Annotated in this window: 16 protein-coding genes; 1 reads left to right on the top strand and 15 read right to left on the bottom strand. The window is 37.2% G+C overall.

The window, feature by feature from the left end; all coding sequences use genetic code 11:
- Positions 1 to 294: 294 nt before the first annotated feature.
- From ACIQ1H_RS11855 to ACIQ1H_RS11820, 8 genes are all read right to left on the bottom strand, one after another.
- The gene (locus tag ACIQ1H_RS11855; RefSeq protein WP_402888952.1) at positions 295 to 1,308 is read right to left on the bottom strand and encodes a histidinol phosphate phosphatase domain-containing protein; all 1,014 of its coding nucleotides are present in this window, start codon (positions 1,306 to 1,308) and stop codon (positions 295 to 297) included.
- Positions 1,305 to 2,090, bottom strand: coding sequence for a DeoR/GlpR family DNA-binding transcription regulator (locus ACIQ1H_RS11850; protein WP_402888950.1), 786 nt, complete (start codon positions 2,088 to 2,090; stop codon positions 1,305 to 1,307). The genes ACIQ1H_RS11855 and ACIQ1H_RS11850 overlap by 4 nt, the downstream gene beginning before the upstream one ends.
- Positions 2,087 to 3,088: an ABC transporter ATP-binding protein gene (locus tag ACIQ1H_RS11845; RefSeq protein WP_402888948.1), complete on the bottom strand. Its 1,002-nt coding sequence runs from the start codon at positions 3,086 to 3,088 to the stop codon at positions 2,087 to 2,089. Before ACIQ1H_RS11845 ends, ACIQ1H_RS11850 begins: the two co-directional genes overlap by 4 nt.
- Positions 3,085 to 3,870 carry an ABC transporter permease gene (locus ACIQ1H_RS11840; RefSeq protein ID WP_402888946.1) on the bottom strand — a complete coding sequence of 262 codons (786 nt, stop codon included), beginning with the start codon at positions 3,868 to 3,870 and terminating at the stop codon, positions 3,085 to 3,087. Before ACIQ1H_RS11840 ends, ACIQ1H_RS11845 begins: the two co-directional genes overlap by 4 nt.
- Positions 3,870 to 4,712 (bottom strand): ABC transporter permease, encoded by an 843-nt coding sequence (locus ACIQ1H_RS11835; RefSeq protein WP_402888944.1) that lies wholly within the window; start codon positions 4,710 to 4,712, stop codon positions 3,870 to 3,872. Before ACIQ1H_RS11835 ends, ACIQ1H_RS11840 begins: the two co-directional genes overlap by 1 nt.
- Before the next feature lie 38 nt (positions 4,713 to 4,750).
- Entirely contained in the window at positions 4,751 to 5,590 is an 840-nt protein-coding gene (locus tag ACIQ1H_RS11830) for an alkaline phosphatase family protein (protein ID WP_402888942.1), read from the bottom strand.
- Entirely contained in the window at positions 5,580 to 6,668 is a 1,089-nt protein-coding gene (locus tag ACIQ1H_RS11825; RefSeq protein ID WP_402888940.1) for an ABC transporter substrate-binding protein, read from the bottom strand. Before ACIQ1H_RS11825 ends, ACIQ1H_RS11830 begins: the two co-directional genes overlap by 11 nt.
- Before the next feature lie 255 nt (positions 6,669 to 6,923).
- Positions 6,924 to 7,298: a 2-oxoglutarate ferredoxin oxidoreductase subunit beta gene (locus ACIQ1H_RS11820; protein WP_228134390.1), complete on the bottom strand. Its 375-nt coding sequence runs from the start codon at positions 7,296 to 7,298 to the stop codon at positions 6,924 to 6,926.
- Between the two features lie 225 nt (positions 7,299 to 7,523).
- Here ACIQ1H_RS11820 and ACIQ1H_RS11815 point away from each other — a divergent pair, with 225 nt between their 5' ends.
- Complete coding sequence (locus ACIQ1H_RS11815) at positions 7,524 to 7,970, top strand: response regulator transcription factor (protein ID WP_402888938.1); 447 nt, start codon at positions 7,524 to 7,526, stop codon at positions 7,968 to 7,970.
- A gap of 482 nt (positions 7,971 to 8,452) precedes the next feature.
- On the opposite strand, the gene ACIQ1H_RS11810 is transcribed toward ACIQ1H_RS11815, so the two are convergent.
- The 7 genes from ACIQ1H_RS11810 to ACIQ1H_RS11780 form a co-directional block, all read right to left on the bottom strand.
- The gene (locus ACIQ1H_RS11810; protein ID WP_402759461.1) at positions 8,453 to 9,319 is read right to left on the bottom strand and encodes a 2-oxoacid:ferredoxin oxidoreductase subunit beta; all 867 of its coding nucleotides are present in this window, start codon (positions 9,317 to 9,319) and stop codon (positions 8,453 to 8,455) included.
- Positions 9,319 to 11,058 (bottom strand): 2-oxoacid:acceptor oxidoreductase subunit alpha, encoded by a 1,740-nt coding sequence (locus tag ACIQ1H_RS11805; protein WP_402888936.1) that lies wholly within the window; start codon positions 11,056 to 11,058, stop codon positions 9,319 to 9,321. The genes ACIQ1H_RS11810 and ACIQ1H_RS11805 overlap by 1 nt, the downstream gene beginning before the upstream one ends.
- 725 nt (positions 11,059 to 11,783) lie before the next feature.
- Positions 11,784 to 12,050 (bottom strand): stage V sporulation protein S, encoded by a 267-nt coding sequence (locus tag ACIQ1H_RS11800; protein ID WP_010858535.1) that lies wholly within the window; start codon positions 12,048 to 12,050, stop codon positions 11,784 to 11,786.
- Between the two features lie 274 nt (positions 12,051 to 12,324).
- The gene (locus ACIQ1H_RS11795; RefSeq protein WP_173477681.1) at positions 12,325 to 13,122 is read right to left on the bottom strand and encodes a TIGR00282 family metallophosphoesterase; all 798 of its coding nucleotides are present in this window, start codon (positions 13,120 to 13,122) and stop codon (positions 12,325 to 12,327) included.
- Positions 13,123 to 13,263: 141 nt separating this feature from the next.
- Entirely contained in the window at positions 13,264 to 14,382 is a 1,119-nt protein-coding gene (locus tag ACIQ1H_RS11790; RefSeq protein ID WP_402888934.1) for an acyltransferase family protein, read from the bottom strand.
- Between the two features lie 88 nt (positions 14,383 to 14,470).
- Positions 14,471 to 15,979 (bottom strand): lipopolysaccharide biosynthesis protein, encoded by a 1,509-nt coding sequence (locus tag ACIQ1H_RS11785; protein WP_402888932.1) that lies wholly within the window; start codon positions 15,977 to 15,979, stop codon positions 14,471 to 14,473.
- Complete coding sequence (locus ACIQ1H_RS11780) at positions 15,976 to 17,013, bottom strand: glycosyltransferase family 2 protein (protein ID WP_402888930.1); 1,038 nt, start codon at positions 17,011 to 17,013, stop codon at positions 15,976 to 15,978. Before ACIQ1H_RS11780 ends, ACIQ1H_RS11785 begins: the two co-directional genes overlap by 4 nt.
- Positions 17,014 to 17,015 lie beyond the last annotated feature (2 nt).

The raw sequence follows: 17,015 nt of genomic DNA, 5'->3' as shown, positions 1-17,015 counted from the left end.
CTTGTCTATTGCTTCATAATAAACAAGGAGGCTGGGACAAAAGAGAAAAAGTGTTAGATTGACAGTAATCAAACTAACACTTTTTTGCAATGTCGTTGTTGTCCACTACGGCGGTGCTTTCCGCGGGCACACACGTAAGCTGCAACCCCCGCTATCGCGTGGTCTGTTGCGTCTTACGCTGCGTGCATTCCCGCAGGAGTCAGCGCCAACAACAAGTATAACTGTTTAAATGCATGACACTTAGCATAGATACCTAGAAAAAATCACCGATGACATTATCAACGGTGATTGTTGTTATAACGCTATATATTTTTTTGTACGTTGATTGAACCCTACAAGGTGTTGAACACCTAAGCTTTTTAGTAAATCGGCATTGTCAAATGTATATTTCCCTAAATCATCAGGGAAGTGGGCGTCCGAAGAAACGGTAAACTCTACACCATGTTGCACTAAAACTTGCAAAAACAATGGCCCAGGGCACATTTCTTGGACGGGATAGCGATAATATAACCCTGCATTAATTTCTGTAGCTGTTTGTGTATGGACGAGCGCTTGTGCAATTTGTTCATACCATTGAAGATTAAATGCCTCATCCTCCACATGATAATTAAAGACTTTAAAGTTATCCAGGTGAGCTACAAAATCGAACATATTAGACTGAATCATTTGCAAGACCGTTGTAAAAAACTGCGCATATTTCATCTGCAGTGTTGTGGGTGCCATATTAGCAAACAGATGCTCCGTTTGTGGATTATCAAAGCCCCAGCCATCTACAAAATGAACAGAACCAATTACATAATCCCAATGTTGTCCTTGTAGTAGTGACGTCAATTCTTTCTCGCCACCTACAAAGTAATCCGCTTCAATACCTAGCTTTAACTCGACACCATGCTGACGCCATCTTTTTTTTGCTTTTGCTATCGCTAATACGAAATCGTCCATATTTTCAGTCATCACACTATCTAGCCAGTATCGTTGCAGTTGACCGATTTCATGTGAATCATCTAATTGCATATATCGTTCAAAATAGGCACGTGCTTCCTGAAAACGATACAAATGATCGACAATCCCAACCTCTTGTAAACCAAGTTGTTTTGCCTTTTGTAAATATAGGTCAAGCCATTCTTCACTATAACAGCCATTGTGTAATCGACTAGCCAACGCTGATACTTGCCATTCGACCAGCGCTTTAGAACCTTTAGCAGCACTGCTAACCTCATGAAAGTACGATATCGCACGAGTAGTTCGCTCCAGCCAACGGAAAGAATATGGCCCCTCCTCTAAATGTACATGGTAATCAATTGTCATCCACTTTTCCCTCCACTACATACAGTCCATTGTTCTTCGTATTCGTGCCAGTCTTCTGGGCAAGCAATATCACACATGATTTCCGTACATTGAGTTAAATGACAGATTTGATAAAATGATTGACCATTAATTTTTGAGGCATCAGCTAAAAGTATTGATTTCTTACTTTGCTGTAGCATCTTTTTGGAAATCAGTGATTCATCTAAATCATAATCATATACAATGCCATTCTTCATGCCGCCGCAAGATAAAAATGCTTTGTCAAAATTCATATTGCCTAACCATTCTAATGTCATTGCACCAGCAACCGAAGCTTGTCTAGGGTTTGTTGTTCCACCCAGTAATATAACTTTCCCTGTCATCCGTCTTTCTTCAATGGCAAGATTAAATTGTGCAGCAGCTGCTATGGAATGCGTAACAACAGTAATATCATCAATTGCCATTAAGTAATCTGCCATGTGTACTGTTGTTGTCCCTGTATCAACTGCTATCGTATCGCCATCACATATTCGCATCGCAGCCTGCCGAGCAATTGTACACTTTGCCTCTTTTTGCATTTGCAATTTCCGCAAAAATGCAGGTTCCGTTCGCACATTTGTATACTTAATTGCTCCGCCATGCACTCTCGTCAATAGATGCTGCTGCTCCAGCTCATCCAAATCCCGACGAACCGTTTCAGGTGCGACGAATAGTGCTTCTGCGATATTGGTGACAATGATTTTTCCATCAAGCTCTAATTGTTTTAAAATAAATTCGAAGCGTTCAATTTTTGCATACGTCATGATAGTGCAATCACATCTTCCTGCGCCACGTAACACGCATAGTTTCTACCGAGTTCAAGCGTTTGTCCACGTTGATGTAATTGCTCCATTGTAAATACACAGTTACCTTCCAAAGTTGTACGAATGATATTGCCACTCATTAACGACTGTGTCGCAACACCTAAAAGACAAAGGTCTCCATCTTTCTTCTCGACATGAACAGCTTCTGGTCGAATGGCAAACTTCCCACTATCTCCAGGCAATTTTATTCCAACCATCGTCTCTAACACTTGGCGTGGAAAAACATTATAATGACCAATGAAGTTTGCAATAAACTCACTTTTTGGATTCATATAAATTTCTGTCGGTGTGCCGCATTGTGCAATTTCGCCATTACTCATAACAAATATTTTATCTGATACAGCCATCGCTTCATCCTGATCATGGGTTACTAAAATCATTGTCATCCCAAGCTGTCGTTGGATTGCTCGTAAATCACTCTGTAATTTTTTTCGTATTTGCGCATCAAGCGCACTTAATGGTTCATCTAAAAGTAACACTTTAGGTCGTACAACGAGCGCACGTGCAAGCGCTACACGTTGCTGTTGACCCCCAGACAATTCCTTTGGAAATGCATTCGCCTTTTCTGTCAAATGTACGATCGCTAGAATTTCCTGCACACGGTGCTCCACTTCAGCATTATTTATTTTGTGCATTCGTAAGCCAAAGGCAATATTTTCTTTGACGGTCATGTTCGGAAATAATGCATAGGATTGAAATACCATTCCAACCTGGCGCTCTTTCGGTTGGATGCCGCCCATATTTTTTCCTTCAATTTGTATTTTTCCTGCTGTAGCATCCGTTAAGCCCGCAATAATTCGCAAAATAGTACTTTTCCCACAACCACTTGGCCCTAAAAGCGTAATAAATTGACCTTTTTCAATCGTCATATCGATATTTGATAAGACAGTTGTTTTTTCATATTTTTTATGAAGTCCTTCAATAACAATATAGCTCATACATTTGTCGCACCTTTCGAACGTTTCGTTAATATCGCAATCGCGAACGTTAATAAGCCCATAAGTACGATATAAATAAAGACGACCGCACTAGCAATATGACCACTCGTACTTAGCTTTTTCATTAAATAAATTTGTACAGTTTCAAAGCGCGAGCCTACTACTAAATTAATAAGTACAAATTCGCCAAATAGCACTGAAAATGATAATAATGCGCCAACGAACAAGCCTGGATAAACGGTAGGTAACAGTATTTTCGTAAATGCCTGCGTTTTCGTTGCACCTAATAATTGGGCGGCGTCCAACAGTTGCCTTGCATCTACATTACGCAAGCTATTGCGAGTCCCTTGATAAATATAAGGCAAAATACCAATTACATAGGCACCCAATACGACCACTATCATCGGTACGCCTACTGTTGAATACACGCGGATTAATCCAACGGCTAATATAATGCCTGGAAATGAATACACCATAACGACTGCCACTTGAATCCATTTCTCATACTTTGGAAAATATAAAACTATGACAAATATCGCAGGGACAATAACGAATAATGCAATGGCGACTGCACTACCTGCAAGGAAGACAGAACGTCCAAATGCCTGCATAAAGGCTGCATCCTGGAATAGTGTAGCAAGCCACTTGAATGTCAGTCCCTCTGGGAAAATCGTTTTATGCCATTTTGATGAAAAGGCATAAAGCATTGTCGCTACAATTGGTAATAGCAAATACAACATTAAAAGGAGGAAAACGATATTAGCAAAGCCTCTTTTTTTCATCACAATTTCCCCCTTGTTTTCTTTATGCTCCATTCACTTATTAGCATTGCGGTCACCATCGTTACCGCCAACAAGACGGCAATAGCACTCGCTAACTCGGGTTGTGCAAAAATATCTCCCTTAATCAGTGCACCAATACGGATAGCAACTAAATTATAATTACTACTAGTTAGGGCGTATGCAGATGCATAGGCTCCCATTGCATTGGCAAATAACACGCTAAAGGTTCCCACAATACCTGGTAACATAACGGGTATACCTATTTTCATCCAAAACTGAAAAGTCGAAGCACCTAGAAGCGCAGCCGCTTCCTTCCATTGCTGCTGTATGCCATCATAAATCGGATACAGTAGCATTAGTGCTAACGGCAGTTGAAAATAAATATAAATGAGCAATAAACCACTCCAGCTATAAAGGGAAAAGGACGATAAAGCGCCTATTTCCCATTTTTCAAATAGCAATGTAAATAGCCCACTATTGCCAAGCAAGACAATAAACGCAAAAGCTAAAGGAATACCTGAAAAATTTGAAGTTAAATTTGTTACTATTAATATTTTCTCGCGTACTGGCTGTGAAAAATTAGTCATCGCAAAAACTGCAAACAACGTAACTACTAGCGCTACTACAGCAGAAATGACCGATAACGTCACACTATTTTTAAACCCTTGTAAAATATAATTATTTGTTAATACAGATTTATATTGCGCCAACGTAAAACCTTCGTTATTACTAAAGCTCGTTACAAGCATGTACAGTAATGGCACTAGGAAAAATAACAATACAAGTAACAGGAAAGGTGTAAGCCAGGCAAAAGATTGCCTCTTAGATATCAAAACAACCACTTCTTTCTATAAACGTTAAATGTACAATTGCTTATTTATTAATTCGTTTGTTGTAATGTTTGTACACCCTCTAATAATAGAGGTACCATCTCCTCAGACGGTTCTATATTCAATAAATGACAACAGAGTGGTGCTACTTGTAGCTGAGACACTACGCCATCTTTCACACCAGCTTTAACAGCGTTGGAAATGACAAACATAGGTACATGCCGATCCTCAGTCGTTGTCCCGCCATGATTGCCATCACTTGTCATCCCATGATCTGCCGTCACAATCACTTCGTACCCCTGTGCCATACATTTTGGTATAAACAGCGATAATAGTGCATCGACAGCCAATACGCGATTTCGATATGGCGCTGAGTCCGCTGTAAACTTATGCCCATCATCATCTACATTCATCGGGTGAATATATAAGAAATCAGGTTGCTTTTGATCCATTAACCACGCTGCCTCTGCAAACAAATGACTATCTGGGTAATGGTCTTCAAAATAGAACAAGCCATTTTCAATCGGGAGCTTCGTATCGAACTGTAAACGGTCCTCCATATGCTGGAATGGCGCTCGATTGTATAGCTCACTTACCCAATAGTAAGCAGCTGCTGCTGTAGATAAACCATTGGACTTCGCCAAATGAAATAAACTAGTTTGTGTCGATAAGCGCACCGATATATTACTTGTTACACCATGAACGATTGGTGGTGTTCCCGTTAAAATAGTTTCATATAATGGTCTCGATAAAGACGGTACTTCAGAACGAACCTCGAAACGTGAAGCCAACTTACGTTCTACTAAATGTTGCATAAATCCCATATGTGTACATGCTGTATCAAACCGAAGGGCATCAATGACAATGAGAGCGACTTTTTTATTTGGCATGAATTAATACCTGCTCTTGATACATTTGTGGAATTTGTTTTGTCGTTTCTTCCCATTGTTTTTGATCATTAACTGGTTGTGCATTTTTATACATTTCCGCTGGTAGTAATAAATCCTGTACTTCCTTTGATAACTTCACATTCTCACGAATTGGTCGTGCGTAACCTTTTGCTAAATTTTCTTGTCCAGCATCCGATAAAATATATTCTCGTGTTAACATGGCCGCATAAGGGTTTTTCGCATACTTATTAATTACCGTCGCATAGCCTGATGTTACAGAGCCTTCTGATGGAATTACTACATCAAAACGCTGTTCATCAATTTGATGACGATAGCCTAATGCATTAAAGTCCCATAAGATTGCTACATCAATTTCGCCTTTTTCTAAATTAGCGACGGATGGATCACCTTGTAAACGTCCTTGTTGGGCTAATTCCGCAAAGAAATCAATACCTGGTTGAATATTCGATTCATCGCCTCCGAAAGCCATTGCTGCAGCTAATATTGCGAATTGCGCTTGGTTTGCTGTTAAGGCATCCCCTATGCTGACATGATAATCTCCGTTTTTAAGATCTTCCCAAGAGGTTGGTGCATTTTTCACATTGTTTGTATCTGTTAAAAATGAAATGGTCCCTGTATAGCCAACAATCCAATGGCCTTCATCATCTTTCGCCCATTCAGGTATATCATCCCAATACGATGTTTTGTATGGCAATGTTAAGCCTTTATCTTTGGCAATTGGTCCAAAGGCAATCCCTACGTCCCCAATATCAGCAGTAGCATCATCTTTTTCAGCTTCAAATTTTGCTAGTTCTTCCGCACTCGACATATCTGTATCCTGATGCTTGATGGCATATTCACTATCAAGCTCTTGCCAAGTCTCTACCCAGTTTGCCCATGTATCTGGCATTCCGACTGAATGAACAGTTCCTTCTTGTTTCGCTTGTTCCGTAATTTCTTCAAGTGTTGCATCACTATTTACCTCATTTGAAGTAGAAGAACTGTCTGAACAAGCCGCCAACATTGAAATTGCTAATGCACCGATTAAGCCTTTCTTCCATAACTTTTGAATTGCCATGAGTTGGACCCTCCATTTGTTTGTGTTTATTTTTATTTGCTTACAACAGTAATCTTATAAAACAAACATTAAGCAAGTATGGATTGCTTAAAAATATTTCGTAAACATTATTGAGAGATTATAAATATATGTGAAGTTTTTGAAGTATTAGAGGAATTGTAAAGATGATGGTATTCTTTTGATGTAAAAAGAGGAATCTAGTTGTGTATGCGCACGTTTGTTTAGTTCTTCAGACGTGCACACACCCCAGATAAATCAAGATAGTCCTAGAAAATCTGCATATGTATGCGGTTCATTTTCCTTTAAAATTGTTAAAAATGTAAAAGCAAGCTGAACAACCGACCACCATTTCATGTTGTAGGCTATTTCAAAACGGCTTGGTTCTAATGAAAAAACGTCCTGAAAGATATGAAGCGGTTCTATTTGTTCATCTTTTAAAATTGATAAGAAACCTAAAAAAAGTGTATGATCTTTCACTTCAATTACTTTACCATCAACAAGAGCGTCTATGTTTTCTGGCTGATGAAATTTACATTGAGTCGCAACATAACGTTCTAAATCTTGTGCACGCTGCCGTTCTTCACGTTCCTTTTTTTTCGCAATAAAATCAATGATATTATTCACGAACATCGCCTCTTTTTTTTCTTTTATTGTATCATTCTTTCATATAATTTTACCCGCGCACGCCCCCTATTAATCATTTGATGGATTTCTACTATTAAAAATTTTGTTACAGATACTTGATGGAACATGCAAGTATCCGTTGATTTCCGTTGCAAGCTTTTCTTTTTTACAAAGCTCCATTTTGGTAATGGTTATGAAACTACTCCTATAATATTCAAAAAGACCTTGCATATGAATACTCATATGCAGGGCCAATACTCAGCCTCAATACCATTATTTTTACAAGATACAATATTAGGTTTTGTAGGAATTTTTAAAGCTGAAAATATAAATGAAAACATTAAAATCTGCCTAGAAATGTTTGTTAAGTGCATAAATATAGAACTTTCGAGAATAGTCACTATGAAAAATTTGAATGATATTTTAAATGATAAGGGAATATCAAAATGGGAGGAATTATTAAGTAATAGAGAACTTGAAATCGTAGATTTACTAATCAAAGGATTAAAAGATTATCAAATAGAAGAGAAGTTATTTATTAGTAAATCTACTGTAAGAGCACATATAGGTAATATTTTCGAAAAACTAAAGGTTAAATCTAGATTGGAATTGATTGATAAACACTATAGTTATATTATTAAAGAAATTAGAGATATCTTATTAAAATATGAAATTTAAAGCTGTAATTGATTAACTTGTTGTATACTTAATATTTTTTATAACTAAATAATTTAATGAGAGGAATGATTATAATTTATGAAGATTTACATATTTATTCTTATGACAATTGCATTATTATTTAGTTGGTTCAAATATAGAAATGAAGTGAAAATAGCAGAAAGTAATGCAGAAATTAGGCATGCTTTGGTGCGATTCATAGTGATGCTGATTTTATTTTTAATTTTTATAGCTAGTGTTGTTTTGTAAGGTTTAAAAAACGACTATGCTAAATAATTATGTAAGAGGGCAAGAACTTCACCCATCCATGAAACAATATTAATGAATGACGATGTACTAGTGAAATCAACAGCTTAACGGTTGGGGATTGGGGAGAGCAATCCCTGTAGCGGACATAAACGACATAACAAAAAAGTGTTAGATTGACTGCCATCAATCTAACACTTTTTCTCTTTGTCCCAGCTTCTTTTAAGAAGTTTTACTTACATAAATTCTTGCACAAGTGCATTGAATTGATTTTCACTCATTTGAATATCGATATCTGTTAAAGGTAGCTCAGCGTAACCAGGAACTTTTTCTTGATAAGAAGTAGTTTCTTTATCCTGATAAATAATCCCTGTAACTAAGCCTTCATTCTCCATTACAGTGCGCATTGCCATACCACGGTCAGCATTATCATAGCCTTCAATATCAGCAAGCTTTGTTAAGTTTTCTTTAAACCAATCGTACGTATTTACTTTGTTGTACGTAACACAAGGTGAAAATACATTGATAAATGAGAAGCCTTTATGGTTAATGCCTGCTTCAATTAAAGCTGTTAATTCTTTAATATCAGTTGAGAAGCCTTGTGCCACAAATGTAGCACCGCTTGTTAATGCTACTTCCAATGGTTTTAACGATGGCTCAATAGCACCACCTGGCGTAGATTTTGTAATAAATCCAGCAGCCGAGCGTGGAGATGTTTGGCCTTTTGTTAAACCGTAAATTTGGTTATCCATTACAACATATGTGATATCGATGTTACGACGGATGGCATGAATCGTATGCCCCATACCAATCGCAAAGCCATCTCCGTCACCACCAGAAGCGATAACATTTAAATCACGGTTCGCCATTTTTAAGCCTTGTGCAATCGGTAATGCACGACCATGAATACCATGGAAACCGTATGAGTTAATATAGCCTGAAATACGACCTGAACAGCCAATCCCAGAAATAACCGCTAGTTCGTTCGGCTCTATACCTACATTGGCTGCTGCACGTTGAATTGCAGCCTGTACAGAGAAGTCGCCACAACCTGGGCACCAGTTTGGTTTCACTGTATTACGAAAATCCTTAAATGTTGCCATTAGCGAGTCAACTCCTTCACTCTATTTTCTAATTCACCTGGTAAGAACGGTGTTCCGTTATATTTTGTAATCATCTCAATCTTACCGTGACCACCAATATTCATTTTCATGATATTCGCTAATTGACCTGTGTAGTTGTTTTCTACAACGATTACTTTTTTCGCGTTCGCCACAAGAGGTGCCATTTCTGCAGATGGGAATGGGTGAATTAAGCGAATATGCGCATGGTTCACCTTCATGCCTTGGGCGTTTAAGCGCTCTTGTACTTCTTCAATCGCTCCACGTGTTGAGTTAAAGCCTACTAATAAAACGTCCGCTTCTTCATGCGGTGCATTTTTATAAACAGGTGTATCAAACTTCAATGCTTCTAGCTTACGGAAACGTTTATCCATTTGTGTACGACGGTTGCCAGTTGCTTCAGATGGCTTCCCTGTTTCATCATGCTCAACCCCTGTCACATGATGGATACCGTTTAAATGACCTGGTAGTACGCGTGGCGATATACCGTCTTCTGTATCTTCATAGCGCTTGAAGTAAGCCTTATCTGCTGATGCTTCAATATCGTCTGTAACAATTTTCCCACGACGAATTTCAATTTTTTTGTAATCGAATGGTTCAGCAGTTTGTTTACCAAGAGATAACTGTAAGTCAGTCATTAGTATAACAGGCAACTGTAATTCCTCTGCAATATTAAACGCTTGGATTGTGTCAAAGAACGCTTCATCCATTGTTGAAGGCGCAATGACCACTTTTGGAATTTCACCATGCGTACCATAAAGCATCGCCATTAAATCTGATTGTTCTTGTTTTGTTGGTAAACCAGTAGATGGACCGCCACGTTGTGTATCCACAACAACTAGTGGCTGCTCTGTCATACCCGAAAGACCGATTGCTTCCATCATAAGAGAAAGACCAGGCCCTGCGGACGCTGTAAATGAACGTACACCACCAAAGTTTGCACCAATTGCCATAGTTGCTGCAGCAATCTCGTCTTCTGTTTGAATAACCGCGCCACCAAATTTAGGTAATTTTTTAATAAGGTATTCCATAATTTCAGACGCAGGTGTAATCGGGTATGCCGCCATAAAGCGTGTCCCAGCAGCTAGTGCACCAAGTGCTATTGCATCATTGCCAATCATGAACATACGGCGTTTGCCATCAGCTGGAGCTAATGCCCATTCACCAATACGATCGCCTAATAGTTCATTCATCATTTCATGGCCGCGCGCAATTGCCTCCATGTTTTTCTGAACAACTTCTTCACCTTTTTTGCCGAAGATGTCATCAACAACATTTTGGAACACAGCATCTTCTAAGTTTAGAAGAGAGGCAGTAGCCCCGATAGCTACCATGTTTTTCATTAACGTTGTTCCAAGCTCTGCCGCTACTTCTGTAAAAGGTACAGCAAATAGTGGTGCTTTTGAATCCTCTGGTTTTACAGGATCAAATTTTGCATCGGCTAAAATAATGCCCTTTTCTGTTAGTTCTTTATAATTGACGTCGATTGTTTCTTGATCGAACGCCACTAAAATATCTAAATCATCCGCAATGGAACGTACTTCTGTTGGACGAACTGTAATTTTATTATTAGTGTGGCCACCTTTTATACGAGAAGAGAAGTGACGATAACCGTAAAGGAAATAACCTAAACGATTCATTGCCATCGAGAAAATCTCACCTGTACTCTCAATCCCTTCACCTTGCTGCCCACCGACTTTCCACGAAAGCTGATGTAACATCTCAACAACTCCTTAAATCCAATGTATACTATTATTTTTTTCCTTCATAAGTTTAACACGAAGAAACGGTCTGCACTATTGTTATTCAATGAATTGGGCGAAATTCAGACCTTTGACTGAAAATGTTGTTCAAAAAGTTGTAATTTTCAAATCAATTAAGTATAAAAAATTAACTTGCTGATTTCAAGTGCATGAATGGACATTTATTTTTGGATTTAGGCAATGCTAATTGCATAATAACGGCTTCTTATAGCGTAAAATTCCACTTCGCTTTCCGCAGGCACGATGTAAGCCGCAGGAGTCTTCGTGGATTTTTACTTAGATAGTTTTAATTGGCAAAGTGAGAATTGTTTGCGTGCCTGTCACTATACCGTGGGCAACTGGCATATGGTCTGCTCCTATTTCGTAAAAATCCACTCCGCTTTCCGCGGGCACGACGTAAGCCGTAACCGTCGCTGTCCCGCCGTCTGTTGCGTCTTACGTTGCGTGCATTCCCGCAGGAGTCTGCGTGGATTTTTACTTAGTTAACACTACTGGCTTTGATATGAAATTTCAGAATTGTTTGGGTGCCTGACACAAAGAAGCCCTATCACATTAACTCCTAGAGGACAGAAGTGTAGTGATAGGGCTTGTACTTTTTAACTTTCTTTATAGTGGAATAAAAATCACCACTGTCTAACTAATAATCGGTGGGGTCACCCCCCACCGATTAAAGTTCTACTTTATTATCGAACACGTTTTTCTACTAGCAGCTTTAAGGCTGTACGTTCTTCACCAGCAATTAAAATATCGGCAAACGCCGGTGCGCAAATTAAATCTGTGCCACTTGGCGCTACAAATCCGCGTGCGATGGCCACTGCTTTCACGGCTTGGTTAAGTGCACCTGCCCCAACTGCCTGCATTTCTGCTTGCCCTTTTTCTCTGATTACCGCGACTAATGCACCTGCAACTGAATTTGGATTAGAGCGTGATGATACTTTTAATGAATCCACAATTATTCCTCCCCGTTTCGCGAATAGTGTTTACGCTCAACAACTTATGTCCCCCTTTTTGGACTTCAAGTTATTGTCCGTAGGTCATTTTATGCTCAGTAAAATGAAAATAGACTATTTTCATTTCTGATATATTGTAAACTGATAAAATACTTGATGTTTTTATTCGTTTAAATACATTTTGAATACTAATAAACTCATATTTAAAGCGGACTATTTACCAAAACAGCAAATAAAAAAAATACTGTGCATGAATTATGCACAGTATTTTTCATTAAGCTTGGAACGGATAGTCCTCATTAATATATATTCTTTCACAATGAACAGCTTTCCCTGTCTTGTCATCAATATCAACATAAAAGCCACTTAACACATCGCGACCCTTTTTTGGTACTTCAAAACGTGATGGCATATTAGTTTGGAATTTGTAAATAACACTTTCCTTTGTCATCCCTAAGATCTCATCATACGGTCCTGTCATGCCGACGTCCGTAATATAAGCAGTACCATTCGGATAAATACGTGCATCAGCTGTTTGCACATGCGTATGTGTGCCAACAACTGCCGATGCCTTGCCATCTAAGTGCCATCCAAGTGCGATTTTTTCACTTGTCGCTTCTGCGTGGAAATCCACGAATACTAGTGGTGACGTTTTATGCGCTTCTTCGATTAATTTCTCTGCCATTGCAAACGGATCTTCATGCGGTGGTAAAAATACACGACCGTGTAAGTTAATAACCGATAACGTTACACCATTTTTCGAAATTTGTACCATACCCTTACCTGGTGCCTCTGTTGAAAAGTTTGCTGGTCGAATTAAGTAATCTGCATCATCAATAAAATCAAAAATATCTTTATTGTCCCAAGTGTGGTTACCCATTGTAATAACGTCTACACCCATTTGTAACAAATCATTATAAATATTGCGTGTAATCCCACGACCTGCTGCAGCGTTTTCACCATTTGCAATAACTACATTTGGATTATATTTCCTTTTCAATCGTGGTAAATATTTTTCTACCGCATCTCGGCCAATTGATCCGACGATGTCTCCAATAAATAGTACTTTCATTTTTACAAAACCACTCTTTCTATCAATAACACTCATTAGAGTTTACCATTTTTTCTTCGACAATCGCAAAAATAACAAGAAAAATTCGTTTCAAGGTTTATGTTCTATTGATTTGTTTTTAACAACAAAGCTAATACGTCCTTAACGATGATTGACCAAATGCTTTGTTTGGCTCAGTTTCATTTTATTATCTGATTTTTCTTTTGCATACACTTGACCAACTAAATATGGCCCGAATTTCCATTTATTGAGCAAAAATACGACACAAATGGAGCATATCGTGCTGAGTAAAAATGTGCTGACGATTACAGTAAAAGGATTTAATATATCGATATATTTCGCAAAAAAACTTTTTAACATGATGTTAAAAATGGGGTGTAGTAAATAAATGCCGAAAGAGTAACGACTAATGAAAATAATTAATTTAGGCATTGTTTTTATTTTACTGGCAATGAAAAACAATAGAAAAGCTACACTCAATGTGTAAAAAATAACATCAAGCCTCTTTGAGTGAACTTCTGTAATTAAGCCAGACCATTGGCTAGTAAGTAACATCGCTAGCATGAGTAAACAAACAGTTGGTAATACATAACGAAGTCGATGGAGTAACGAAAGAAACTGTTCATAATTTTTCCCACAGTAATAGGCAACGACAAAATAGGCGATCCAAGCAGGAAATGGCATCTTATTCAATACAGTCCATTCCACTTCTATATAAGGTAGAAAATATAAATACTTAAATGGGTCAAAAAAATTGAAAACAGCAAGGTAAATAAGATTAATGAGACATGCTGTGACGATAACTTGGAAGGCTGAATATTTCGTAGCAATAAATTTTACAAATAACGGATGCAAAAAATAAAACTGAAAAATGATGATAATAAAATAGCCGTGAAAATCCCCTTCAAAAAAATTTAATAAAAGCTTTTTTTCAAAATCAACACTATTTATATGAATGGAATGAAGGGCCGCATCTACAACGCCAATAAAAATAAAAGGAAGAAAAATATAAGAAAAACGTTTTTTATAAAATCTTTTTGGCAATTCATCAGAATAGGAATACGCCATTACAAATTCTGAAATAAATATAAAGACAGGTGTCCCAAACATTAAAGCTAATTGAAGGGATGTCAGTACAAAAAATAAAGTATTTTCTTCTATATCGTATATGTCCAATACTAAAGTGACACTATGCATTAAAACAATTCCCAAACAGGCTACAAACCTTAGTAAAAATATTTCCTTAACTACTGGCTTCATTTTCCCACCTGCCATTTCTAAGCAATTCAACTTATTTTCTATTTGGTAATTTAGCTTATCTCACTTATTTAAAACGAAGGAAAAGCTTTTAGTCGTTGGAAATGACACGCTTTACGTGCAGCAAAATTTCTCGCATCGTTGTAGGTTGGAAAATAAAATTTCCAACAAAAACAACAGTCATTGTCCATATAGCAATACAGATAGCTGCTAAAAACCATGTACTGATACTGACGATAGGTAGTTTTATAAAAAATAGAAATGGGGATGCTGCGATGAATGCCAAAACACTATTAAGTAAAATCTTTTTAATGGAAACGTATACTGAAGTTTTTAATATTTCTTTAGATGTATACATCAGTAAGTCGCATGTACGATAGGCATAAGAACAAAGTGCACCAATTAAAATGCCTTCAACACCGATAAATTGTACTAGAACGAAAGAGACACTAAAGTTTATGGCCGCTTCAATAATCGCACGAATTTTCGTCTCTTTAAAATGCCCCGCCGAATTGACTAATGTATTTGCAGGAATTCGAATAGCATTGGCAATGCCTACAACGACAAAGAGGGCTGCTAACCACGGTCTTATATAGTTTGCATCCTCAATCCCCGCTGTATAAATTGTTATAAATGGCAAAATTAGAATAGCTGTACACGTATAGCCAAATGCAACGACTGCGAAAAAAACGTATTCGAAATGATGAAAATGTTTTTGCAATGTATCTCGATCTTCTTTTACAAGTATGTCTCCAAAGGCTGCTAACATCGCACCTGAAAAAGCTGAAATAAACAATGTAACAGCATTAAATACCATATTGTACACCGTAAATACACTAACTTCTGCAAGACCAAGAAAAATAGTAATTAAAATAAACGGCGTATTAAATACAACTAATGAAGCAATTTGATGAATTAACGCATCCCACTTTTTTTTAATTGCTGGTGTATTTGGCTTTACGTTACTATTGAAATACGGATATTTTTTTTGGACATATACTTTTAAAAAAAGAATATCTAGTAGTAACAGCATACTGGAACTACCCACCACAACAACAATTGAAAAACCGAGCGTTAATAAAACTAAAGATAAAATGGTACTAGCGATTAATAAGCATGTTTGTATACGAAAAATAATGTAACTTTTTTGATCTGCAGTTAATAGCACTAAATATTTTCCGATTAAAAAATACTCCCATACACCACTAATTCCTAAAATGAGTACCAAATAAAACGCTGTAAGTGGACTCACCTCTTTGCCAACAATTAGCGGATAGAAAATAGCTAAGAAGGCTACTAATACAACAAACACAATACCTGACCGTCTGTAAAAATAATGGGTTGCTGATAGAATGCCATTTATTTGTTCTTTATCCTTCATCGCCAAAGGTTTGTACAGCGCTGCAATGGAGGCACTACCTACTCCCGCTTCTACAATTTTTAAATAACTTAAAAATTGCTTAATAGACGTCACAAGTCCATTCGTCGCGGATCCATACGTTGACATAAATAATCGAGGTAAAATAAAATTAATGACCGCTGAAACGATTTGCAACATAACATTAGAGAATAAATTTAACATGATTTTCTTTGTTCTCATTCGCCACTTCTACTTCGTTTCATCTCAATCAATGTATAGAGTAATAAAATGTGTTGCTTCTTCAGTAACCAAATATAACATTTCACTTTGTATGGTAAATCATTTATACGAATTGTCTGTAATACCTCGTTAATATCTTTTTGTTTCATCATTTTTTTAATAAAGGCTCTTTTCTCACGCATGCTCTTCTCATTTTTCGCATTAAATTCATTATTGACTCCAGCAATAACTAAATAGGTAAAATAATACTGTAGTTGATATGCAAAATTGGGGGCTGTTTTTTCATGACTACGTGTAAAATGTTTTAAATGTCCATATAAAATGAGGATTTTTTCAAAAAAATTCTGATCATAGCTTGCTGTCATAGAAGAGGGATTTTGGCGATAATGATACAAATATTGTTTGTCTAATATATAAATACTGTTCGCATCAAGTAGGCTAGGATATGTACAAGCTACATCTTCGCCCATGCGAATTGTATCATCCACATTCAATTGAAATTTTTGGATAAGCGTTTTTTTGAAAATTTTATTCGAGACAGAAGGAAATAATCCAAACTGATAATATTCACCTGCATATAGCATAATCGGATAGACTTCTTGTTCCATCCCGTTTTTCTCATACAACCCAGGTGCAACCATTTGTGTGCGTCTTACTTCTTGATTTGGATAATTTTCTACAATATCACAAATAACGATGTCTACATCATATTTATGTGCTGCGCCACACAATGATTGGTACATATCCGCTTCAATCCAATCATCACTATCCACATAGCCAATATACTTGCCATGTGCGACTTTTAGACCTGCTTTTCGCGCACTGACAAGCCCTCCGTTTTCTTTATGAATAACAACAATTCTTGCATCGTATTTGGCATAGTCGTCACATATTTTGGCACTATTATCCGTTGAACCATCATTCACCAATATGAGCTCAAAATCTTCATATTTTTGATTCAAAATGCTATCTAGACATTCTTTTAAATAGTGCTCGACATTATAAATTGGCACAATAATGCTTAAAAATGGCATTG

The organism is Lysinibacillus sp. NPDC097279 (assembly GCF_044761745.1).
Taxonomy (GTDB): Bacteria; Bacillota; Bacilli; order Bacillales_A; family Planococcaceae; genus Lysinibacillus.
This window is presented reverse-complemented; position numbering and strand designations above follow the sequence as displayed.